This window comes from Pseudomonas cichorii, from assembly GCF_015471405.1.
GTDB classification, from domain to species: domain Bacteria; phylum Pseudomonadota; class Gammaproteobacteria; order Pseudomonadales; family Pseudomonadaceae; genus Aquipseudomonas; species Aquipseudomonas serbiensis.
Genome location: NZ_BLVZ01000013.1, coordinates 172,219 through 193,799 on the forward strand (window position 1 = coordinate 172,219; position 21,581 = coordinate 193,799).

The following is a 21,581-nucleotide window of genomic DNA, read 5'->3' on the forward strand; positions in this document are numbered from 1 at the left end:
TACCCACAGCCAGGTTATCCACAGGTGGACCGGATCACAGCTTGAACTTGCGCACCAGTGTTTGCAGATAACCGCCAAGGCGTGCCAATTCGACGCTGGAGGCGGCCGTTTCTTCGCTGGCCGCAGAGGTATGCTCGGAGATTTCACGCACATTGATCACGCTGCGATTGATCTCTTCTGCCACAGCGCTCTGTTGCTCGGCGGCAGCAGCAATCTGGTGGTTCATGGATTCAATGGCCGACACCGAACGGGTAATGCTGCCCAGCGAAACGCCAGCGCGTCGAGCCAGATCGACGCTGCTGTCTGTCAGCGAGCGGCTGTTTTCGAGAATACTGGAGACCTGCTGCGTGCCGCCTTGCAGCCCGATGATCAATTGTTCGATTTCTTCGGTCGACGCCTGAGTGCGTTGCGCCAGGCTGCGCACTTCATCGGCCACCACCGCAAAACCCCGACCGGCTTCACCGGCACGAGCTGCTTCAATGGCCGCGTTGAGCGCCAGCAGGTTGGTCTGTTTCGCCACGGACTTGATGACATCGAGCACAGTGCCAATCTTGTCGCTTTCCTGCTTGAGGCTCGTCATTGCCGAAGTGGAGTTACCGACCTCGCTGGCCAGTCGCTCGATCTGTTCGATGGCCTGCCCCACGACGCTATCACCTTCACGGGCTTCTCGCGTGGCGTTGACTGCTGCATCGGAAGCTTGCTCGGCATTGCGCGCCACCTCCTGAACGGTAGCGGTCATTTCGTTCATGGCAGTCGCCACCTGATCGGTTTCGACTTTCTGGCTGTTGACGCCGGTGCTGGTCTGCTCGGTAACTGCCGAAAGCTGCTCGGCAGCACTGGCAATCTGTACCACACCATCGCGCAAGCCGCCGATCAGTTCACGCAGATTAAGCGTCATGCGCTGCATGCTGCTCTGCAACAGGCCCAATTCATCACGGCGCACCACTTTCAGATCGTTACTCAGGTCGCCATTGGCAACCAGCTCGGCACTGCGCAGGGTTTCCATCAGCGGGACAACGATCAACCTGGTGATGACCCAGGCTGCCAGAATGCCAAGCAGCAAGGCACCCAACGCAGCACTGCCCAACACATTGCGCGCACTCAGAACATCGGCAGCACGCTGATCGGCCTGATTTTGCGCCAACTGATTGCTGGCCACGAACAAGGCCTTGATATCTTCGTTGAGCGCCGACTGGGCCTTGTTAGCCGACGCCTGGGCATCACTGAACATCCCGACGACCGAGCGGTAAGCCGTCAGCGCAGCCTGAAGTCGCTGCACACTGTCGGCCTGGGCACCAGGCAGAAGCTGACCGAGTGTTTTCGCGTAGGCACTCGCCTGATCGATAGCCTCTTTAGCAGGCTGTTCAAGATCCGCCCTCAGGCTGTAGGTGTAACCGCGCAGTTGGAAACGCGCCTGCTGAACCAGCCTCTGCTCTTTATCCACAGCATCGCGCAACGCCTGATCGCCAGAAGCAACGCTGGCTTCAAGCTTTGTCAGCTCGGCCAACGCTGCATCGGAGTGATTGCCAAAAACCGCTCGGGTCGCCTCACGGGCCTGAATGGCCTGGGTGAAGTCGCTGAAGTGTGCCCGATAGCGTTTCACCGACTCGTTGGCCGATTCGATATGTGGAACATTGTGTGGCGAATTGAAGGCCGAGCGGCTTTGGGCAAGGTGGCTATCAAGGCTGTCCAGCATCTTGACCACTGCTGCTGCGTGTTCGGCATCGAAAGTGATGGTGTAAGACAAGCGTGCGATACGCATGTCCCTGGCCAGTTCGTTCAGCTTGGCGATATCCAGAATTCTGTCACTGCGCTCACTTAACGATGTGATCCCCGACCAGCCAGTCAAGGCAATCAATATCGTCAGTACCAGCACCATGCCAAAGCCCAGCGTCAGTTTTGATCTGACACTGATGTTTTCCAGAACCCCGTTAACCGCTGCAAACATTGCCCCGCCTCCACGCCAACAAAGTCAGCATTTGAAGGTCTTATTACCTTCAAATGACAGTCGGCAAGGCAGTGTATCGGTTGAACAAGGTAAAACTGAACAGGCATCTATACGGGAGACAGAAGCCGGCGTGAATTCACCGGCTGGTGCTATGTGGATATCTGCACATCATTCATGCTGGCATTGCGGGCAACCCGGTTTCGACCCGCCAGTTTTGCATGGTAGAGCTGCTGATCCGCACGCTTGATAAGTGCCGTCGTATTGGCATCGGTTGATTCGGACAGGCCGATACCGATGCTGACAGTGACCTGCCCGACCAGAGCAAAATCTGCATCGGCGATGGCGGCACGGATCTTCTCGGCGACAATGTCCGGGCTGCCCTGATTATCGAACTGCGGCAACAGCACCGCAAACTCCTCGCCGCCGTAGCGGGCAACGAAGTCTGTGGAGCGAGTGTTCTTCTCAATGAGTTGAGCCAGTTGGTACAGGACTTCATCACCGATGGCATGGCCATAAGTGTCATTGATCCGCTTGAAGTGGTCGGCATCGATGAACAGCAAGGCGAACGGGCGTCCGGTCAATACAAAGCGCTGGCTGCACTCGATCAGTTTTTCATCGAACAGACGCCGGTTATACACACCCGTCAGCGCATCGTGAGTCGCCAGTTTCAGCAACTCGGCATTGGCTTCGGTGAGGGCTGCCGTACGTTGCGCAACCGTGACTTCCAGCGAACTGTTGGCATCCTGCAGTTCGCGCTCCTTGCCCAGCAAGGACTGAGTCATGTTCTGTATCGACTGGCCGAGCTGGGCAATTTCCAGCACGGGATGGCTGAGAGGGAAAACCACGTCTGGCTGCTGATCCTGTACCTGCCTGGCTGACTTTGCCAGTTGCTCGATCGGCCGGCTAAGGTACAGCGCCAGATAGTAAGCCGCCAATCCAAAGGCGACGGCGGCAATAAAGCCCAGCACGAGCAACCTGTAAAACAGGCTATGTGCGGGTTGCAGAGCCTGAGCCAAGGGCTGGCGAACCGCAACATACCAGGCCAGCCCTGAAATCGTCGGGGTTGGCACTTTTACAACGCTGGTCAGAAAACCATCGCCCACAAACCATCCCGGCTCCGGTGACTGAAGCAGTTCAGGGTGTTTTTCTCCGACACGCTGCTGTGGATAAAGGACATCACCCGCATGATCGACAATCAGCACTTCGATATTGTTCAGCATGTCTTCGCGCAAGACTGCCGCCTCGACAATCCTGGCCATCCAGCTCCAGTGCGCATGGGCGCTCAGCACCCCTACCACCGCGCCATCGGCATTACGGATGGGCGAGGCAAAATCGATGAAGCGCAGAGGTTCGCCACTGGGGTTGGGCAGTAACTTGGCCAGCAAGACCGCCTCATGAGGGTCGCCGGTGTAGGAACCTTGCAGACCCGCCTTGAACCAGGGGCGTTCCTTGACCGATAGGTTGACCAGAAGCCCATTCACGGCCTGCCTCACCCTCCCTTGTGTATCGGCAACGCCCATCCAGGCATATTCGGAATGGGACTGGCTGCGCAGCTCCATCGACCGCAGGATAGCCGGGTCGTCCAGATTGCCGCTCATCAAATGGGATTCCTGGCTGAGCAGGTGCATTTCCAGTTGCCGCTCATAGAGCTGCGCGCCCAGCAATGCAGCAGCCGATTTGGCGGTACTTAATGAAGTATTGGCACTCGCCTGTTTCATCTGTTCGGTAGCGATATGCCCGACATAGAAGCCGACACTCAAGAGCGTGAATAACGACAAGCCCGCACACCATAAGGTCAGGTGACTACGGAGACTGGCTTTGATCATGGGTGGGCATCTGATGGTGAGAATAGTGGCATGTTATGCCGAATATGACGGCCAAAGGGCAAGGAAAAAATTTGCTCGGAACAACCGTCAAGAAGGGCGTTACCGGCCCATGAAACTGCAACGGTTCAAGGGGATTGGGTCGTCCTGCAAACGGGCTGTCGCAGATTCATGAGTAAATCTCATGACTGTATGCGCCTGAACCACATAGTCCTGCTCAAGCGACTGGTTTACCTTCCCTACATTCGAGGTGATACAAGGCTCCTCACTCTTTTTGCGCTCCCGATAAAACGGATTACTGAATGCCACCGGAAAGCTTCAACGATCTATCTGCTTTTACCGTTGTCGCAACCGAGCGCAGCTTCACCAGAGCCGCTGCAAAGCTGGGTGTATCCCAATCGGCCCTCAGCCATACCATCCGCAATCTTGAAGCACGGCTGGGCCTGCGCCTGCTGACCCGTACGACCCGCAGCGTCTCACCGACCGAAGCAGGCGAACGTCTGTTGCGCACGGTGAAGCCACGCTTCGAGGAAATAGAGTCCGAGCTGGCAATCCTGACGGAAGATCGCGAGAACCCGGTCGGCACTGTCCGCATCACGGCTAGCGAACACGCCTCGATCACCATCATCTCGCCGGCGCTGATAAAGCTTCTTCCCCAATATCCGCAGATCAACGTCGAGGTGAACATCGATTCCGGCCTGGTCGATATCGTTGCCGAGCGCTATGACATGGGCGTACGACTCGGTGACCGGGTCGCCAAGGACATGATTGCAGTCAGAATGAGCCCTGACCTGCGCTGGGTTGTTGTCGGAGCACCGTCTTACTTTGCAAAACACCCACGACCGCAGGTACCTCAAGACCTGACGGCCCATAACTGCATCAATATCCGCTTTCCTACCCACGGCGACCTCTTTGCCTGGGACTTCGCCAAAGATGACCAGGAACTCAAGGTCAAGGTTGGCGGGCAACTGACCTTCAACAGCGTGGCCCTGCGACTGGACGCGGTACTGGCCGGGCTCGGGCTTGCGTACCTGCCAGAAGACCGGGTCGAGCAATTCATCTCCGAAGGAAAACTGATTAACGTCCTGGACGACTGGTGCCCGACCTGCCCCGGTTATCACCTCTATTACCCGAATCGCCAGTACTCTTCATGTGCGTTTTCTTTGGTAGTCGAGGCGTTGCGATATCAGGGGTGAACCTCGTCCGCCCCTTTAGATAGCGACGGCCTTGGTACGAAAACGCCGTAGCTGGCCATTCAACCCCACAGCAAGTTCGGACAGTTGCTGGCTGGCGGTGCGCGTCTGCTCGGCTCCGGTAGCGGTCTGTACCGACAGGTCGCGAATACGCACCAGGTTGTGATCAATCTCACGGGCAACCTGAGCCTGCTCCTCGGCGGCGCTGGCAATCACGAGGTTGCGCTCATCGATCCCGTTGACGGACTGGGCAATGGCTTCCAGCGCAGTGCTGGCGGCCTGAGCCTGTTCCCGGGTCTGCTGTGCCTGATCGGCGCTGGTCAACAAGGCTTCAACGGTCTGGCCGGTGCCTTGCTGGATGCTGCCGATCATGGTTTCAATCTCACGAGTGGATTCGCCAGTACGCTGAGCCAACGCCCGCACCTCATCGGCGACAACGGCAAAGCCACGACCTGCATCACCGGCACGTGCCGCCTCGATAGCAGCATTGAGCGCCAACAGGTTGGTCTGATCGGCCACAGAGCGGATCACGTCCAGTACCTGGCTGATATTGCGGGTCTGCTCTGCCAGTTGCCGGGCCTGAGTGCTGGCACCGAGGACATTTTCTGTCAGCACCTCGATAGCCCCAAGGGTATCGCCCAACTGGCGCTGCCCCTGACGTGCCGACTCCGCTGCCTGACGCGACTCGGCCGACGTGGTCGTCGCGTTGCCTGCAACCTCATCCACCGCCTGGCTCATTTCGGTCACGGCAGTAGCCGCCATCTCGATCTCACTGTTCTGCTGTTGCAGGCCCTGAGCGCTTTCCTGCATGACCGTGGTCATCTCTTCGGCGGCAGAGGCAAGCTGGGTCGCAGACTGACCGATATGCTCCAGCGTGTCGCGCAACTGGCCTTGCATCTGATGCATCGCCTGCAAAAGCTGCGCAGCTTCATCGTGGCCGTGGATATCCAGACGCTGGGTGAGGTCGCCATCGGCAATCTTGCTCGCGGCGGCAACGGCCTGGGAGATGGGACGCACAAGGCTGAGTGTCAGACGCCAGGCCAGCAAAAGAGTCATGCCGAGCGCAGTCAGGATTGCGATCCAGGTGATGGATTTGGCCTGACTGTAAGCAGCACCTGACTCCTCGGAAGATGCCTGAATACTGGCCTGATTGATTTTGCTCAGCGTTGCGGTGCGTTCGTTCATCTGAATGCCGAGTTGCGCCATGCTCGTCTGCATGATCTTGCGGGCATTCTCGATTTGGCCGGCAGTGATCAGGTCAGCTACCTGGTTGGCATCACGCAAATAATCACGATGAATCTGGCGCAGAGTGTCCACGGCCTGGCGCTCTGCATCGGAGTCCAGCAACTGTTGGTAGCGATCCAGACCTGCCTTGACCTCAACGCTCAGTTCTTCGATTTTCTTGCGCGTCGTCGCCAGAGTGGCCGCATCGGGGATAGCCAGCAGGCGTAATGATTCGATGCGGGTACGGGCAAGTTTCAGGGCGATATTGTCAGCTTCAACGATGCTGGGCACATCATTCGTCTCCATCCGGATGCCTTGCTTACGAATATCGGAAAGCTGGAGTAAACCAAAAAGTCCCAGCCCGGCGACAAGCGCCGCAAGAACGCCAAAACAGATAAGACTACGTGTCGCGATTTTAAAACTACGAAGGTTCATGATGGGCTCGCATCAGGCCTGCCAATCAATGAGTCAGCAGACTGCTATTGGGTTATTTAGTACATGGTCAGACAGAGAGCTGAACGCAGGCAGGCAAAGGGGAGAAGTGCAAAGCTCCCATTCGCCCAATGGACGCTGTTTGCTTAAACTCTTCGATCACGATTAAAACCGGGTCAATATTCAGGTTTTTTCATGACATTAAAGCGTCACACTTTCCATTGCCGAACTTTAATACTTTCATAGTTCCGTGAGCGGCTCACCCGGCATCGACGGGGTGCATTTCAGCACATTCGCCGAGGAATCATAGTGTCCCTGAATACAAATTTCAGTGTCCGCAGACTCCAGACACGCCAGAAAACTTAACACTTCATTCATCACGGCGCAGTGTCCACGAACGCTAAAAACATTGTGCGCGCCGCAACTCCACACGCCTGTAAAATAGGGTGATAATTCTAAAATTCTTTCTTCAATCACTCATTTCAACAATGTTGATCGAGCAAGGCTTGGCATGATCTTTCATGTTTGGCATTCTCACTAAAGATTTCACTTAGAAGCTCGCTATGCCTACTCTCGCTGCCTCTTGTGCCCAAGTAATCCTACGCCTGGCTACCACCCTGTCTGCGCCATCCATGGAGTTCCAACGATTTTATTCGGACGTAGAGATGAGCGTTCAGGAGGGGTCAAGGCTCAAGGTAACAGAGGCATCCCGCCTGGTTGCGGCAATCACTGAAGAATCCGGTGATCCCGAGACAGGATTGTATTCCTACGGTTTATTCCAGCCCGGCCAGTTGAACTCACAGCTGTACGCAATCATGTCCAGCTCAACCCTGGGCGAAGCGCTAAAGACGATGGGGCAATACTCCGTCCTGCTATCAGATGGTATGCCTGTCTCCGTAACTGAAGACGCAGAGACCCTGACCATTGAGTTTCTTCGCCTGGAATCGGTCAACGTTAACAGACAGTACATTGACTGCTGTCTGTCCACACAGGTGGCTTTGACGCATTGGTTATTGCCGTGGGACAAACCCATCCCTGTGGCAGCAGCCTTCAGTTACAAGCAACCGGAAGACTGCACAATGCTGGAGTCTTTTTTTGGAAACAACTTAACATTCTCCAGCGACATCAACAGCATAAGCTACTCCCTGACCGACTGCGCGCGCCCCTTGAGCACCGCCAATCCGGCATTGAAAATACATCATTTGAATTACACGAATGAAGAGCTTTCTCTGCGCCAATATAGAATTTCCCCCATTGTCAGAAACCATATTTTTGTCTCCTTATCTTCGGGTAACTTGATGTCATTGGCCCAAGTGGCGCTCAAAATGAACTTAAGTACACGAACGCTTCAAAACCGACTCGATGATGAGTCTACGGGCTTTCAAAACCTTCTGGATGAGTGCCGACGGGAACTGGCGGACCAGCTTCTTTGCTTTACAGAGGCAACGATAATCTCCATCGCTGAAAAACTGAGCTTTCGCGACAGCAGCAGTTTTCACAAAGCCTGTAATCGCTGGTTTGGCTGCCCACCGGGGTTGTATAGAAGTAAAAGTCTCAGGAAGGCGGTTCACTGAGAATCAGTGACTCGCACCTTGTATGGTGAGATGGAAGACACGGCTGTCAGCGACACCCGCTGGAGGAGTGGTTGGGGATAACTCTTGGGGTGTATCAACTCTGTGGGTCTTAGCCTGGAAACTCTATAAAAGAGCTTCCAGGCTGTGATGGTTTTATTGCTGTGGACCCATCATGGTTTTACCATCTGTGGATAACTCACTCCACAGTCACAGACTTCGCCAGATTCCTCGGCTGATCAACGTCCGTACCTTTCAACACTGCCACGTAGTACGAGAGCAATTGCAGCGGGATGGTGTAGAGGATCGGAGCAAGTGCATCGATGATGTGTGGCATGGCGATGACGTGGGTGCCTTCGCCGTTTTTCATGCCGGCTTGCTCGTCAGCGAACACCACCAGTTCACCGCCGCGTGCGCGGACTTCCTGAAGGTTGGATTTGAGTTTTTCCAGCAGTTCGTTGTTGGGCGCGACGGTGACGACCGGCATGTCGTTATCCACAAGCGCCAATGGACCGTGCTTGAGTTCGCCGGCCGGGTAGGCTTCGGCGTGGATGTACGAGATTTCCTTGAGCTTGAGGGCTCCTTCCATCGCTACCGGGAACTGCGCGCCACGGCCCAGGAACAGGGTGTGGTGCTTCTCGGCGAATAGCTCGGCGACTTTCTCGACGGTGCTGTCCATGGCCAGTGCCTCACCCAGACGGGTCGGCAGGCGACGCAGTTCTTCGACCAGTTCGGCTTCGACACCTTCATCCAGTGTGCCTTTGACTTGCCCAAGGGACAGGGTCAGCAACAGCAGGGCAACCAGTTGGGTGGTGAAGGCCTTGGTGGAGGCCACACCGATTTCAGGACCGGCCTGAGTCAGCAGGGTCAGGTCCGACTCGCGTACCAGCGAGCTGATGCCGACGTTGCAGATCGCCAGGCTTGCCAGGAAGCCCAGTTCCTTGGCGTTACGCAGTGCGGCCAGGGTGTCGGCGGTTTCGCCGGACTGGGAGATCGAAACGAACAGGGTGTCCGGCTGGACTACAACCTTGCGATAGCGGAACTCGCTGGCCACTTCGACCTGGCAAGGAATACCGGCCAGACCTTCGAGCCAGTAACGCGCAACCATACCGGCGTGATAGCTGGTGCCGCAGGCCACGATCTGGACATTACGGACCTTGGCGAACAGTTCGGCAGCTTGCGGGCCAAAAGCATGAACCAGCACTTGTTGCTGACCCAGACGACCTTCCAGCGTGCGCTGCACAACCTTGGGCTGCTCGTGGATTTCCTTGAGCATGAAGTGACGATATTCGCCCTTGTCGGCCGCTTCGGCACCTTCGTGGTATTGCACGGTTTCACGGACCACCGGCAGACCATCCACAGTCCAGATCTGCACGCTGTCGCGACGGATCTCTGCGATATCGCCTTCTTCCAGATACACGAAGCGGTCGGTTACCTGACGCAATGCCAACTGGTCCGATGCCAGGAAGTTTTCACCAAGGCCCAGGCCAATCACCAGCGGGCTGCCGCTGCGAGCAGCCAGCAGACGATCCGGTTGTTTGGCGCTGATAACCGCCAGGCCATAAGCACCGTGCAGTTCCTTGACTGCCGCTTTCAGGGCGTCGGCCAGATCAGGGGTGTCCTTGAGCTTGTGGTGCAGCAAATGGACGATGACTTCAGTGTCGGTATCGGAAACGAATACGTAACCCAGGCCTTTGAGGCGCTCGCGCAGGGCTTCATGGTTTTCGATGATGCCGTTGTGGACAACTGCCAGTTCGTCAGCTGAAAAGTGCGGGTGTGCATTACGCTCGCAAGGCGCACCGTGGGTGGCCCAACGAGTGTGAGCGATACCCAGGCGACCGTTCAGAGGCTCGCCTGCAAGTGCTTGCTCCAGCTCACTGACCTTGCCCGAACGGCGACGACGCTCAAGGGTGCCTTCATTGCTGAAAACGGCTACACCTGCGCTGTCATAACCACGGTATTCAAGACGTTTTAGCCCTTCCAGCAGAATGGCTGTGATACTACGTTCAGCAACGGCGCCGACAATTCCACACATGGTTCTCTCCTAGCTGACAGCGGCACAAATCAGGGTAATGCCGCGGGCTTTTATCTGTTCGCGTGCCTCGTCGGGCAGGCGCTCATCTGTAATAAGGGTATGGATACTGCTCCAGGGCAGTTCCAGATTGGGAATCTTGCGACCGACTTTATCGGCTTCAACCATGACGATCACTTCGCGGGCGACTTCAGCCATGACCCGACTCAGGCCCAGCAACTCATTGAAGGTTGTGGTACCTCGAACCAGATCGATGCCATCAGCACCGATGAACAATTGATCGAAATCGTAGGAGCGTAGAACCTGCTCGGCTACCTGTCCCTGAAAGGATTCGGAGTGCGGGTCCCAGGTTCCACCGGTCATCAACAGCACCGGTTCATGCTCAAGCTCAGCCAGAGCGCGGGCCACATTCAGGGAGTTGGTCATCACGACCAGACCCGGCTGATTCCCAAGCTCGGGAATCAGCGCAGCAGTGGTGCTGCCACTGTCCACAATGATCCGCGCATGTTCGCGAATCCGCGACACTGCCGCACGGGCAATGGCTTGCTTGTATCTGGAAACAGGCTGACTGCTCTCGGCAATCAGTTCCTGAGGCAAGGTGATAGCGCCACCGTAGCGGCGTAACAACAGACCGTTGCTTTCAAGAGCAGCCAGATCCTTTCGGATCGTAACTTCTGAAGTTTCAAAATGCCTGGCCAGATCATCGACACTGACTTCGCCCTGCTCATTGAGCAAGGCGAGGATATTATGGCGACGTTGGGGTGTATTGCGTTTCGACATTTTGGCTTTAAGTTTCGATTCAAAAGATAACGAAAGCAATAAAACCCTATTATCGGAAGATGGTCAACCCGTAGGAGCGAATTCATTCGCGAATGAAGCTGTTTCGCGAATAAATGCGCTCCTGTGGATAACCTTATGGTTTCTTGACCTTCACCGGGCGCTTCCAGCCTTCGATGTTGCGCTGGCGTGCACGAGCAACACCCAACTGTTCGGCCGGAATGTCCTGAGTGATGGTGGAACCTGCGGCAGTGCTGGCTCCTGAAGAGATATCCACAGGCGCGACCAGCGAGTTGTTGGAGCCAATGAATACGTCTTCGCCCAGAATGGTCTTGTGCTTGTTGGCGCCATCGTAGTTACAGGTGATGGTGCCTGCACCGATATTGGTTCTCGCTCCGATCTCGGCGTCGCCCAGATACGTCAGGTGCCCGGCTTTTGCGCCGTCCCCGAGGTGAGCATTCTTGAGTTCGACAAAGTTACCCACATGGGCCTTGGCACCCAGAACGCTGCCTGGACGCAGACGGGCGAATGGACCGGCATCACTGCCCTCGCCCAGAATCGCGCCTTCGATATGGCTATTGGCTTTGACCACTACGCCTTTGCGCAGGGTGCTGTCCTTGATGACACAGTTCGGGCCGATGACCACGTCATCTTCAATGACCACGCGACCTTCAAGGATCACGTTGATATCGATCAGCACATCACGACCGACAGTCACTTCACCGCGCACGTCGAAACGTGCAGGGTCACGCAGGGTCACGCCAGCAGCCATCACACGACGGGCCTCACGCAACTGGTAATGACGCTCCAGTTCCGCCAATTGCTTGCGGTCATTGGCGCCCTGCACTTCCATCGCGTCGTGGGGCTGTTCCGTGGCAACCACCAGGCCGTCACTGACCGCCATGGCAATCACATCCGTCAGGTAATACTCGCCCTGGGCATTGTTGTTGGACAAACGTCCAAGCCAGTCAGCCAGGCGCTTGCCGGGCACCGCAAGAATACCGGTGTTGCCTTCATTGATCGCTTTTTGAGCTTCGCTGGCGTCCTTGTGCTCGACGATGGCACAGACCCGGTTCTGTTCGTCGCGCACGATACGGCCGTAGCCTGTCGGATCGTCCAGGGTCACGGTCAGCAGGCCCAACTGCTCGGGTGTGACCAGAGCCAGCAAGCGCTGCAGGGTCTGGACTTCAATCAGCGGTACATCGCCGTAAAGAATCAGCACAGTGTCGGCGCTCAGTTCAGGCACTGCCTGGGCGACTGCGTGGCCAGTACCGAGTTGCTTGTCCTGCATGACGAAATTCAGGTCATCCGCCGCCAGACGTTCGCGCACAGCATCGGCGCCATGGCCGATCACTACATGAATACCGTTTGGGGATAACTGTCGTGCGCTGTGGATAACATGGCCAAGCATGGAATTACCTGCCACAGGGTGCAGGACTTTAGGCAAGGCCGAACGCATCCGGGTACCTTGGCCAGCGGCAAGAATAACGATATCGAGAGACATGAGGACTACCAACTGAGCGGTAACCAGCCCGGAACGGGCTGATCCTGAAAAAAGAAAAAGGGTAGCCGAGGCTACCCTTTTACTCAATCGCGCATTGAAACCAGCGGGGTTAGCCGCCGAACTTCTTGCGAATTTGCTGAACGGTGCGCAGCTGAGCTGCAGCCTCGGCCAGACGAGCAGTCGCAGATCCGTAATCGAAGTCCGCGCCTTTTTCGTTCAGGGCCTTCTCGGCAGCCTTGACGGCGGCCTGAGCAGAAGCTTCGTCTAGGTCGGCAGCACGTTGCACAGTATCGGCAAGCACCTTGACCATGTTCGGCTGAACCTCGAGGAAACCACCGGAGATGTAGAACACCTCGGCTTCCCCACCCTGCTTGATCAAGCGGATCGGGCCCGGGACCAGATTGGTGATCAGAGGCGCGTGGCCTGGAGCGATACCGAGATCACCCAGGTTACCGTGCGCAATCACCATCTCGACCAGACCGGAGAAGATTTCCCCTTCCGCGCTGACGATGTCGCAATGGACTGTCATAGCCATTTGCTTGCCTCAACCTGATTAGCGCCCGTTGCCGGGCGCCGGGATTACAGTTTCTTGGCTTTCTCGATCGCTTCTTCGATGCCGCCGACCATGTAGAACGCTTGTTCTGGCAGGTGGTCGTAGTCACCGTTGAGGATGCCTTTGAAGCCAGCAATGGTGTCTTTCAGGGAAACGTATTTACCCGATGCACCAGTGAAGACTTCAGCCACGAAGAACGGCTGCGACAGGAAGCGCTGGATCTTACGAGCACGGTTTACCAACTGCTTGTCGGTTTCCGACAGCTCGTCCATACCCAGGATCGCGATGATGTCTTTCAGCTCTTTGTAACGCTGCAACACGTACTGAACGCCGCGAGCGGTGTCGTAGTGTTCCTGGCCGATGACGTTCGGGTCCAGCTGGCGCGAAGTCGAATCCAGTGGATCTACCGCTGGGTAGATACCCAGGGAAGCGATGTCACGGGACAGTACGACAGTTGCGTCCAAGTGGGCGAACGTGGTCGCTGGCGACGGGTCGGTCAAGTCGTCCGCTGGTACGTATACCGCCTGGATCGAGGTGATCGAACCGTTTTTGGTGGAAGTGATGCGCTCTTGCAGAGTACCCATCTCTTCAGCCAGGGTCGGTTGGTAACCTACTGCGGAAGGCATACGGCCCAGCAGTGCGGATACTTCGGTACCGGCCAGGGTGTAACGATAGATGTTGTCGACGAACAGCAGAACGTCGTTACCTTCGTCACGGAACTTCTCGGCCATGGTCAGGCCAGTCAGAGCAACGCGCAGACGGTTTCCCGGTGGCTCGTTCATCTGACCGTAAACCAGTGCCACTTTGTCCAGAACGTTGGAGTCCTTCATCTCGTGGTAGAAGTCGTTACCCTCACGAGTACGCTCACCCACACCGGCGAACACGGAATAACCGCTGTGCTCGATGGCGATGTTACGGATCAGTTCCATCATGTTTACGGTTTTGCCTACACCGGCACCACCGAACAGACCGACTTTACCACCCTTGGCGAACGGGCAAACCAGGTCGATAACCTTGATGCCTGTTTCCAGCAGATCGTTGCCACCTGCCTGTTCAGCGAAGGACGGCGCAGGACGGTGAATGCCCCAACGCTCTTCTTCACCGATAGGACCGGCTTCGTCGATCGGGTTGCCAAGGACGTCCATGATCCGGCCCAGAGTCGCTTTACCGACTGGTACGGAGATGGCTGTGCCGCTGTCGTTGACGTTCAGACCGCGCTTCAAGCCTTCGGTCGAACCCATTGCAATGGTACGAACCACGCCGTCGCCCAGCTGCTGCTGAACTTCGAGAGTGGTTTGCGCGCCTTCTACACTCAGCGCGTTATAGATACTCGGTACGCTATCGCGTGGGAATTCCACGTCGATCACGGCGCCGATGATTTGAACGATACGTCCGCTACTCATTAGCTGGTTCCTCTAATATTTGAACCGTTAAACCGCGGCAGCGCCGCCGACGATTTCCGAGATCTCTTGGGTGATCGCTGCCTGACGCGCCTTGTTGTAGATCAGCTGCAAATCGCTGATCAAATCACCGGCGTTGTCTGTGGCGTTCTTCATCGCGATCATCCGCGCAGCTTGTTCAGCAGCGTTGTTCTCGACCACCGCCTGGTACACCTGCGACTCAACGTAGCGAACCATCAAGCCGTCAAGCAGCTCTTTGGCATCGGGTTCGTAGAGATAGTCCCAGTGGTGCTTGAGTTTCTGATCCGGGGTTGCCACCAGCGGAATCAATTGCTCCACCGTTGGCTGCTGGGTCATGGTGTTGATGAACTTGTTGGATACCACGGACAGGCGATCAATTCGACCATCCAGGTAGGCATCCAGCATCACCTTGACGCTGCCGATCAGATCATTGATCGACGGCTCTTCGCCCAGGTGGCTGATCGCAGCGACGACGTTACCGCCGAAGTTGCGGAAAAATGCCGCACCTTTGCTGCCGACCACGCACAGATCGATCTCTACGCCGTTTTCACGGTTTACCGCCATGTCCTTGACCAAAGCCTTGAACAGGTTGGTGTTCAAGCCACCGCACAAACCACGGTCACTGCTCACTACGACATAACCGACACGCTTTACTTCGCGCTCGATCATGAACGGGTGGCGATACTCCGGGTTGGCGTTGGCAAGATGACCAATCACCTGACGGATGCGCTCCGCGTAAGGACGGCTAGCAGCCATGCGCGACTGAGCCTTGCGCATTTTGCTGACCGCCACTTTTTCCATGGCGCTGGTGATCTTTTGCGTGCTTTTGATGCTCGCAATCTTGCTGCGAATCTCTTTTGCGCCTGCCATGTAACACCTATCAGGTTAGCAAGCGGGAACCTTTCGGCTCCCGCTGCGGCTTACCAGGTTTGGGTGGCTTTGAACTTCTCGATACCGGCTTTGAGGCCAGCGTCGATTTCGTCATTGAAGTCACCCTTCACGTTGATCTTCGCCATCAAGTCGGCGTGATCGCGGTTGAAGTAAGCAATCAGAGCCTGCTCGAAGCTGCCGATTTTTGGAATCTCGATATCCACCAGGAAGCCACGTTCAGCGGCATACAGGGACAGCGACATATCAGCGATAGACATCGGCGCGTATTGCTTCTGCTTCATCAGCTCGGTAACGCGCTGACCATGCTCAAGCTGCTTGCGAGTGGCTTCGTCCAGGTCAGAAGCGAACTGGGCGAATGCTGCCAGTTCACGGTACTGAGCCAGAGCGGTACGGATACCACCGGAAAGCTTCTTGATGATCTTGGTCTGTGCGGCACCACCTACACGGGATACCGAAACACCGGCGTTCACAGCCGGACGGATGCCGGAGTTGAACATGGCCGATTCCAGGAAGATCTGACCGTCGGTGATGGAAATCACGTTGGTCGGAACGAACGCGGAAACGTCGCCAGCCTGGGTTTCGATGATCGGCAGTGCAGTCAGGGAACCGGTTTTGCCGGTCACTGCGCCGTTGGTGAACTTCTCTACGTACTCTTCGGAAACACGCGATGCGCGCTCCAGCAGACGGGAGTGGAGATAGAACACGTCACCCGGGTAGGCTTCACGGCCTGGTGGACGGCGCAGCAGCAGGGAAATCTGGCGGTAAGCCACTGCTTGCTTGGACAGATCGTCATAAACGATCAGCGCGTCTTCACCGCGGTCGCGGAAGTACTCGCCCATGGTGCAACCCGAGTACGGTGCAAGGAATTGCAGCGCAGCGGATTCGGAAGCACTTGCAGCAACGATGATGGTGTTAGCCAGTGCACCGTTTTCTTCGAGCTTGCGAACAACGTTGGCGATGGTCGATTGTTTCTGACCAACTGCAACGTAGACGCAGAAGATGCCGCTGTTTTTCTGGTTGATGATCGCGTCGATCGCCATAGCGGTTTTACCGATCTGGCGGTCACCGATGATCAGCTCACGCTGGCCACGGCCGACTGGAATCATTGCGTCGACGGCCTTGTAACCAGTTTGCACTGGCTGGTCGACCGACTTACGCCAGATCACGCCTGGAGCAACTTTCTCGACCGCATCGGTCTCGGTGTTGTTCAGCGGACCTTTACCGTCAACAGGGTTGCCCAGTGCGTCGACTACGCGACCCAGCAGTTCCTTACCAACCGGAACTTCGAGGATGCGGCCAGTACACTTGGCGCTCATGCCTTCAGCCAGAGTCGTGTAGGCGCCCAGTACAACGGCACCGACAGAGTCTTGCTCAAGGTTCAGCGCCATACCGTAGACGCCGCCCGGAAACTCGATCATTTCGCCGTACATTACGTCGGCCAGACCGTGAATCCGCACGATACCGTCAGACACGCTGACGACGGTGCCTTCGTTACGGGCTTGGGAGGTTACATCGAGCTTCTCGATGCGACCCTTGATGATTTCACTTATTTCGGAAGGATTGAGTTGCTGCATTGCTCTGCTGCCCCTTCAAACTCAAGATTTCAATGCTTCGGCTAGTTGCGCGATCTTGCCGCGAACTGAGCCATCGATAACCAGGTCGCCGGCGCGGATAACGACACCACCGATAAGGGTGGCATCCTCCGCAGCATGCAGGCGCACTTCCCGGCCGAGCCGTGCACTGAGAACCTTGGCGAGTTTGTCTTGCTGTTCTTGGTTCAATGCAAAAGCACTGGTGACATCCACATCGACCGATTTTTCCTGCTCGGCCTTGTACAGGTCGAACAGTTCGGCGATCTCCGGCAGAAGCGGGAGACGGTCGTTTTCAGCAACGACATGGATGAAATTCTGTGCCTTGGCATCGAACTTGTCGCCACACACTTCAATAAAAGTGGTGGCCTTCTGTGCGCTCGTCAGTCGCGGGGCCTTGAGCAGGCTCTGCATGGTGTCGTCTTGCGACACCGCAGCAGCCAGGCCGAGCATGGCTGACCAATTGGCCAGTTGCTGGTGGGCCTGCGCGTGCTCGAAGGCCGCCTTAGCGTAAGGTCGGGCCAACGTGGTCAGTTCTGCCATGATCGCCCTCGCTTAAATTTCAGCAGCCAGTTTGTTAACCAGCTCCGCGTGCGCGTTTTGATCGATTGTGGCACCCAGGATCTTCTCGGCGCCATTGACTGCCAGGCTACCCAACTGGGCGCGCAGAGCGTCTTTGACACTGTTCAGTTCCTGCTCGATCTCGGCCTGAGCCTGAGCCTTCACACGGTCAGCTTCAACGCGAGCCTGTTCACGGGCTTCGTCGACAATCTGAGTACCGCGTTTCTTGGCCTGCTCAATGATTTCAGCTGCTTGAGCTTTAGCTTCGCGCAGTTGTTGACCCACTTTGTCTTGGGCCAGCTCCAGGTCGCGAGCTGCTCGTGTAGCAGCGTCCAGTCCATCCGCGATCTTCTTCTGACGTTCGTGCAAAGCCGCGATGACCGGAGGCCACACGAACTTCATGCAGAACAGCACAAAGATGAAGAACGCAACGGACTGGCCAATCAGGGTTGCATTAATATTCACGCCAACACCTCGCTCGTTCGTTGTCCATCACACCAATCAACTCGAAAAATCGAGCGATTAGCCAGCGAGTTGACCAACGAAGGGGTTCGCGAAGGTGAAGAACAGAGCGATACCAACACCGATCATGGTAACGGCGTCGAGCAGGCCCGCAACGATGAACATTTTAACTTGCAGCATTGGAACCATTTCTGGTTGACGCGCAGCGCCTTCCAGGAACTTACCGCCCAACAGGCCGAAACCGATTGCAGTACCCAGTGCGCCCAGGCCGATCAACAGTGCAACAGCGATAGCGGTTAGACCAACTACAGTTTCCATCTTTCCTCCCGACTTTTACGTCGTATTGGTTAGGTTTTCTTAGATTAAAGCGGTAAAACAAAATCGTTTGTTACATCAGCCCTTGCGGTCTCCCGCTTGCGGCTCCCTCTCACCAATGGCAAGAGGGTCATCAGATGCACCGAATGGCGAATCTTAATGGTTATCTTCGTGAGCCATCGACAGGTAAACGATGGTCAGCATCATGAAGATGAACGCTTGCAGGGTGATGATCAGGATGTGGAATACAGCCCACGCCCATTGCAGCACCACACCCAGGCCACTGAGCCAGAGCAGGCCACTGCCGAACATGACCGCGATCAGGATGAATACCAGCTCGCCAGCGTACATGTTGCCGAACAGACGCAGTGCCAGCGAAATCGGCTTGGCTACCAGGGTCACGAATTCAAGCAGGAAGTTCACCGGAATCAGCAGCGCCTGAACGAAGATGTTCTTGCTGCCGAACGGGTGAAGGGTCAGTTCGCCGATGAAACCACCGATGCCCTTGACCTTGATGCTGTAGAAAATGATCAGTGCGAATACCGACAGAGCCATGCCCAGAGTGGCATTAGGGTCAGTGGTCGGAACTGCACGGAAAGGAATGTGCTCATCGCCCGAGATCAGCATCGCCAGCTGAGGAATCCAGTCGACAGGAACCAGGTCGACGGCGTTCATCAGGAATACCCAGACGAAAATGGTCAGAGCCAGTGGAGCGATCACGGCGCTACGGCCGTGGAAGCTGTCACGCACGCTGCCATCGACGAACTCGACCAGAACCTCGACGAAGTTCTGCAGAGCGCCAGGCTGACCGGAAGTTACCTTCTTGGCCGCCATGCGGAAAATAAGAACGAAAATAAGGCCCAGTGCGACCGACCAGCCGAGGGTATCGACGTGGAAAGCCCAAAAGCCCATTTCTTTTGCTTCTGCTGCGGTGTGGGCAAAGCCCCAGCTGCCGTTGGGTAGCTGACCGAAAGTCAGGTTCTGCAAGTGGTGCTGGATATAGCCCGAAGCTGTTTGCTCTGCCATTTTTGCCTCAAACGCCCTAAGGTCTCGAAAGTCTTGTTCTCATTAGCAGGGGAGCGAACCAGTTGACCACCTGGATCAACATGAACACGCCGAATACAGCTAGCGGCGCCAATGGCTTCACACCTGCGAACGTCAGTGCAAAAAGCACTGCCGTAAAAATCAGTTTGCCTGCCTCGCCGGCATAAAATGACCGGACGATGGCTTGCGCTGCTCTAGCCCCGGAAAACCGGAAAGCCTTGTGAGCAAAGTACAAATTGGGCAGCCAGGCTATCAGGCCACCGCACAGCCCAGAATATCCCGCTACGACTCCTTTCAACTGCCAAAGCGCAAAAGCGGCCAGCAGCAGGACAATCAATTGAGCCAGCAATACCGGAAAAACCGCTAGTCGATGGAACGGCAAGCGGTCTGGCATGCGTGATTCCATCGCAACTGCTCCTTGAATGTCGGTCGCCATAAGCAATAACTTGGCATAATTTGTGCCGACAAAATGCGCGCAGAGTATAGGGGCGGTTAAGCCCCTATTCAACCGTAAGGTAGTGATTTCCGACTACACGCTACAGAGCAATTGTTTCAGCGAATGTGGGCAAGCACACCTTGCAACTCATCCAGCGAGTTATAACGGATGACTAACTGCCCTTTTCCCTTCTGTCCGTGACGGATCTGGACCGCAGAGCCCAGCCGCTCGGCAAGGCGCTGTTCCAGCCGACTGATGTCCGGATCTGTTTTTACCGCCTCCACTGGAGCCGGTTTGCCACTGAGCCACTGCCTGACAAGCGCTTCGGTCTGACGCACAGTCAGGCCACGTGCGACAACATGTCGCGCACCCTCGATCTGCCTTTCTTCAGGTAAACCGAGCAATGCACGGGCATGGCCCATTTCCAGATCACCATGCGACAGCATGGTCTTGATGACCTCAGGCAATGCAATCAGACGCAGCAGGTTGGCCACACTGACTCGTGACTTGCCGACTGCATCGGCGACCTGCTGCTGAGTCAGTTGAAACTCTTGCTGCAACCGCTGCAGGGCCATCGCTTCTTCGATGGGGTTGAGGTCTTCGCGCTGGATGTTCTCGATCAACGCCATGGCGATGGCGTTTTCATCCGAGACTTCGCGGACCATTGCCGGAATCGTCTCTACGCCTGCCTGCTGGCTGGCACGCCAGCGACGCTCACCTGCAATGATCTCGTAGCGATTGTCACCAATGGGACGAATCACGATCGGCTGCATGACGCCCTGGGACTTGATCGACAGGGCAAGCTCTTCAAGCGCCTGGGGATCCATATCGCGACGCGGCTGGTACTTGCCACGCTGGATCAGATCCAGAGGCACATGCTGCAGCTCGCGCTGATCGATCTTGACGGCCTGTTCTTCCAGAGAACTGACGGTTGGACTGCTCAGAAGTGCGTCCAACCCACGTCCGAGACCTCGTTTCTTGACGGCCATGGGAATTCCTTAGGTTGGCTGCGCGGCTTTCGAGCTGCGACGTTGACGACGTACCAGTTCACCCGCCAGGGCCAGGTAAGCCAGCGCACCGCGGGAAGCCTTGTCATAGGCCAGAACCGGCATGCCAAAACTCGGCGCTTCGGCGAGCCTGATGTTGCGCGGGATCACGGTGTCGTAGAGCTGTTCGCCAAAGTGTTCCTTGAGCTGCGCGGAAACATCGTTGATCAGGCTCAGGCGCGGGTCGTACATCGTGCGCAGCAACCCTTCTATTTTCAGTTGAGGGTTGAGCAGTTCTGCGATGCGCTTGATGTTATCCACAAGGTCGCTGAGACCTTCGAGCGCAAAATACTCGCACTGCATGGGGATAATGACCCCATCGGATGCCACCAGGGCATTGAGGGTCAGCATCGACAGCGACGGTGGGCAGTCAATGAGGATGTAATCGTAGTTTTCCCGGATAGGCGCCAGCGCATTGCGCAAGCGGCTTTCCTTCATCTGCATTTCCAGCAACACCACTTCGGCAGCCGTAAGGTCACGGTTGGCCGGCAGCAGTTGATAACCGCCATGTTCGGAAAACTGTATCGCCTCGGCCAGATCGCATTCACCGATCAGCAAGTCGTATACCGAGTTTTCCAGGGTGTGTTTATCCACACCGCTGCCCATGGTCGCGTTGCCCTGAGGGTCGAGATCGATCAACAGCACGCGGCGCTTGGTTGCAACCAGTGACGCTGCGAGGTTGATACAAGTGGTGGTTTTACCCACACCACCTTTCTGGTTCGCTATCGCGAATACCTTAGCCATTCTTGCTTGTGTTCC

The 21,581-nt window shown here is 56.2% G+C and carries 19 protein-coding genes and 1 pseudogene; 2 read left to right on the forward strand and 18 right to left on the reverse strand.

The annotated features are described in order from the left end of the window. Positions 1-34 precede the first annotated feature (34 nt). The 3 genes and pseudogenes from JL015_RS28155 to JL015_RS20710 all read right to left on the reverse strand — a co-directional run bounded on the left by JL015_RS28155 (position 35) and on the right by JL015_RS20710 (position 3,774). Complete coding sequence (locus tag JL015_RS28155; RefSeq protein WP_374063451.1) at positions 35-907, reverse strand: methyl-accepting chemotaxis protein; 873 nt, start codon at positions 905-907, stop codon at positions 35-37. Then, positions 890-1,948, reverse strand: a pseudogene (locus tag JL015_RS28160) (methyl-accepting chemotaxis protein); the annotation flags it as partial. The gene JL015_RS28155 and the pseudogene JL015_RS28160, both read right to left, overlap by 18 nt. Positions 1,949-2,097: 149 nt before the next feature. Then, positions 2,098-3,774 carry a sensor domain-containing diguanylate cyclase gene (locus JL015_RS20710; RefSeq protein WP_201019760.1) on the reverse strand — a complete coding sequence of 559 codons (1,677 nt, stop codon included), beginning with the start codon at positions 3,772-3,774 and terminating at the stop codon, positions 2,098-2,100. A 299-nt stretch (positions 3,775-4,073) separates the two neighbouring features. Here JL015_RS20710 and JL015_RS20715 point away from each other — a divergent pair, with 299 nt between their 5' ends. Next, a complete protein-coding gene (locus tag JL015_RS20715) occupies positions 4,074-4,967 on the forward strand; it encodes a LysR family transcriptional regulator (RefSeq protein WP_201019761.1) in 894 nt (297 codons plus the stop codon). A 15-nt stretch (positions 4,968-4,982) separates the two neighbouring features. Here the strand turns inward: JL015_RS20715 and JL015_RS20720 are convergent, their stop codons facing one another. Next, positions 4,983-6,623 carry a methyl-accepting chemotaxis protein gene (locus JL015_RS20720; protein WP_201019762.1) on the reverse strand — a complete coding sequence of 547 codons (1,641 nt, stop codon included), beginning with the start codon at positions 6,621-6,623 and terminating at the stop codon, positions 4,983-4,985. A 662-nt stretch (positions 6,624-7,285) separates the two neighbouring features. Between JL015_RS20720 and JL015_RS20725 the strand changes: the two genes are divergently transcribed. Next, entirely contained in the window at positions 7,286-8,194 is a 909-nt protein-coding gene (locus JL015_RS20725; RefSeq protein ID WP_201019763.1) for an AraC family transcriptional regulator, read from the forward strand. Positions 8,195-8,390: 196 nt separating this feature from the next. On the opposite strand, the gene glmS is transcribed toward JL015_RS20725, so the two are convergent. The 14 genes from glmS to JL015_RS20795 all read right to left on the reverse strand — a co-directional run bounded on the left by glmS (position 8,391) and on the right by JL015_RS20795 (position 21,566). Next, a complete protein-coding gene (glmS, locus tag JL015_RS20730; protein WP_201001364.1) occupies positions 8,391-10,226 on the reverse strand; it encodes a glutamine--fructose-6-phosphate transaminase (isomerizing) in 1,836 nt (611 codons plus the stop codon). Between the two features lie 9 nt (positions 10,227-10,235). Beyond that, positions 10,236-11,003: a DeoR/GlpR family DNA-binding transcription regulator gene (locus tag JL015_RS20735; RefSeq protein ID WP_201001365.1), complete on the reverse strand. Its 768-nt coding sequence runs from the start codon at positions 11,001-11,003 to the stop codon at positions 10,236-10,238. Positions 11,004-11,136: 133 nt separating this feature from the next. Then, the gene (gene glmU / locus JL015_RS20740) at positions 11,137-12,504 is read right to left on the reverse strand and encodes a bifunctional UDP-N-acetylglucosamine diphosphorylase/glucosamine-1-phosphate N-acetyltransferase GlmU (protein WP_201019764.1); all 1,368 of its coding nucleotides are present in this window, start codon (positions 12,502-12,504) and stop codon (positions 11,137-11,139) included. 109 nt (positions 12,505-12,613) lie between these two features. Then, entirely contained in the window at positions 12,614-13,039 is a 426-nt protein-coding gene (locus tag JL015_RS20745) for a F0F1 ATP synthase subunit epsilon (RefSeq protein ID WP_025262613.1), read from the reverse strand. Positions 13,040-13,083: 44 nt separating this feature from the next. Continuing rightward, positions 13,084-14,460: a F0F1 ATP synthase subunit beta gene (gene atpD / locus JL015_RS20750; RefSeq protein WP_201001367.1), complete on the reverse strand. Its 1,377-nt coding sequence runs from the start codon at positions 14,458-14,460 to the stop codon at positions 13,084-13,086. A gap of 27 nt (positions 14,461-14,487) precedes the next feature. Then, positions 14,488-15,348, reverse strand: a complete 861-nt coding sequence (gene atpG / locus JL015_RS20755) for a F0F1 ATP synthase subunit gamma (protein ID WP_025262615.1) — start codon at positions 15,346-15,348, stop codon at positions 14,488-14,490. 50 nt (positions 15,349-15,398) lie between these two features. Continuing rightward, entirely contained in the window at positions 15,399-16,943 is a 1,545-nt protein-coding gene (atpA, locus tag JL015_RS20760) for a F0F1 ATP synthase subunit alpha (protein WP_201001368.1), read from the reverse strand. A 21-nt stretch (positions 16,944-16,964) separates the two neighbouring features. Further along, complete coding sequence (locus tag JL015_RS20765; protein WP_025262617.1) at positions 16,965-17,501, reverse strand: F0F1 ATP synthase subunit delta; 537 nt, start codon at positions 17,499-17,501, stop codon at positions 16,965-16,967. Positions 17,502-17,513: 12 nt separating this feature from the next. Continuing rightward, positions 17,514-17,984, reverse strand: coding sequence for a F0F1 ATP synthase subunit B (locus JL015_RS20770; protein ID WP_025262618.1), 471 nt, complete (start codon positions 17,982-17,984; stop codon positions 17,514-17,516). A gap of 57 nt (positions 17,985-18,041) precedes the next feature. After that, on the reverse strand, positions 18,042-18,299 hold the full coding sequence (gene atpE, locus JL015_RS20775) for a F0F1 ATP synthase subunit C (protein WP_002555987.1): 258 nt from the start codon (positions 18,297-18,299) through the stop codon (positions 18,042-18,044). 153 nt (positions 18,300-18,452) lie between these two features. Continuing rightward, positions 18,453-19,322 carry a F0F1 ATP synthase subunit A gene (gene atpB / locus JL015_RS20780; protein WP_201001369.1) on the reverse strand — a complete coding sequence of 290 codons (870 nt, stop codon included), beginning with the start codon at positions 19,320-19,322 and terminating at the stop codon, positions 18,453-18,455. Between the two features lie 16 nt (positions 19,323-19,338). Next, positions 19,339-19,746, reverse strand: a complete 408-nt coding sequence (locus JL015_RS20785; protein ID WP_201019765.1) for a F0F1 ATP synthase subunit I — start codon at positions 19,744-19,746, stop codon at positions 19,339-19,341. A 146-nt stretch (positions 19,747-19,892) separates the two neighbouring features. After that, complete coding sequence (locus JL015_RS20790; RefSeq protein WP_201001371.1) at positions 19,893-20,765, reverse strand: ParB/RepB/Spo0J family partition protein; 873 nt, start codon at positions 20,763-20,765, stop codon at positions 19,893-19,895. Between the two features lie 9 nt (positions 20,766-20,774). Further along, positions 20,775-21,566 carry a ParA family protein gene (locus JL015_RS20795; protein WP_201001373.1) on the reverse strand — a complete coding sequence of 264 codons (792 nt, stop codon included), beginning with the start codon at positions 21,564-21,566 and terminating at the stop codon, positions 20,775-20,777. Positions 21,567-21,581 lie beyond the last annotated feature (15 nt).

Coding starts and splice junctions, on each gene's coding strand:
- JL015_RS20795 (WP_201001373.1), bottom strand. CDS start 21,566: ATGGCTAAGGTATTCGCGATAGCGAACCAGAAAGGTGGTGTGGGTAAA.
- JL015_RS28155 (WP_374063451.1), bottom strand. CDS start 907: ATGCAGCGCATGACGCTTAATCTGCGTGAACTGATCGGCGGCTTGCGC.
- JL015_RS20720 (WP_201019762.1), bottom strand. CDS start 6,623: ATGAACCTTCGTAGTTTTAAAATCGCGACACGTAGTCTTATCTGTTTT.
- JL015_RS20725 (WP_201019763.1), top strand. CDS start 7,286: ATGAGCGTTCAGGAGGGGTCAAGGCTCAAGGTAACAGAGGCATCCCGC.
- atpB (WP_201001369.1), bottom strand. CDS start 19,322: ATGGCAGAGCAAACAGCTTCGGGCTATATCCAGCACCACTTGCAGAAC.
- atpA (WP_201001368.1), bottom strand. CDS start 16,943: ATGCAGCAACTCAATCCTTCCGAAATAAGTGAAATCATCAAGGGTCGC.
- glmS (WP_201001364.1), bottom strand. CDS start 10,226: ATGTGTGGAATTGTCGGCGCCGTTGCTGAACGTAGTATCACAGCCATT.
- atpD (WP_201001367.1), bottom strand. CDS start 14,460: ATGAGTAGCGGACGTATCGTTCAAATCATCGGCGCCGTGATCGACGTG.
- JL015_RS20785 (WP_201019765.1), bottom strand. CDS start 19,746: ATGGAATCACGCATGCCAGACCGCTTGCCGTTCCATCGACTAGCGGTT.
- glmU (WP_201019764.1), bottom strand. CDS start 12,504: ATGTCTCTCGATATCGTTATTCTTGCCGCTGGCCAAGGTACCCGGATG.
- JL015_RS20745 (WP_025262613.1), bottom strand. CDS start 13,039: ATGGCTATGACAGTCCATTGCGACATCGTCAGCGCGGAAGGGGAAATC.
- JL015_RS20790 (WP_201001371.1), bottom strand. CDS start 20,765: ATGGCCGTCAAGAAACGAGGTCTCGGACGTGGGTTGGACGCACTTCTG.
- JL015_RS20735 (WP_201001365.1), bottom strand. CDS start 11,003: ATGTCGAAACGCAATACACCCCAACGTCGCCATAATATCCTCGCCTTG.
- atpE (WP_002555987.1), bottom strand. CDS start 18,299: ATGGAAACTGTAGTTGGTCTAACCGCTATCGCTGTTGCACTGTTGATC.
- JL015_RS20765 (WP_025262617.1), bottom strand. CDS start 17,501: ATGGCAGAACTGACCACGTTGGCCCGACCTTACGCTAAGGCGGCCTTC.
- JL015_RS20710 (WP_201019760.1), bottom strand. CDS start 3,774: ATGATCAAAGCCAGTCTCCGTAGTCACCTGACCTTATGGTGTGCGGGC.
- atpG (WP_025262615.1), bottom strand. CDS start 15,348: ATGGCAGGCGCAAAAGAGATTCGCAGCAAGATTGCGAGCATCAAAAGC.
- JL015_RS20715 (WP_201019761.1), top strand. CDS start 4,074: ATGCCACCGGAAAGCTTCAACGATCTATCTGCTTTTACCGTTGTCGCA.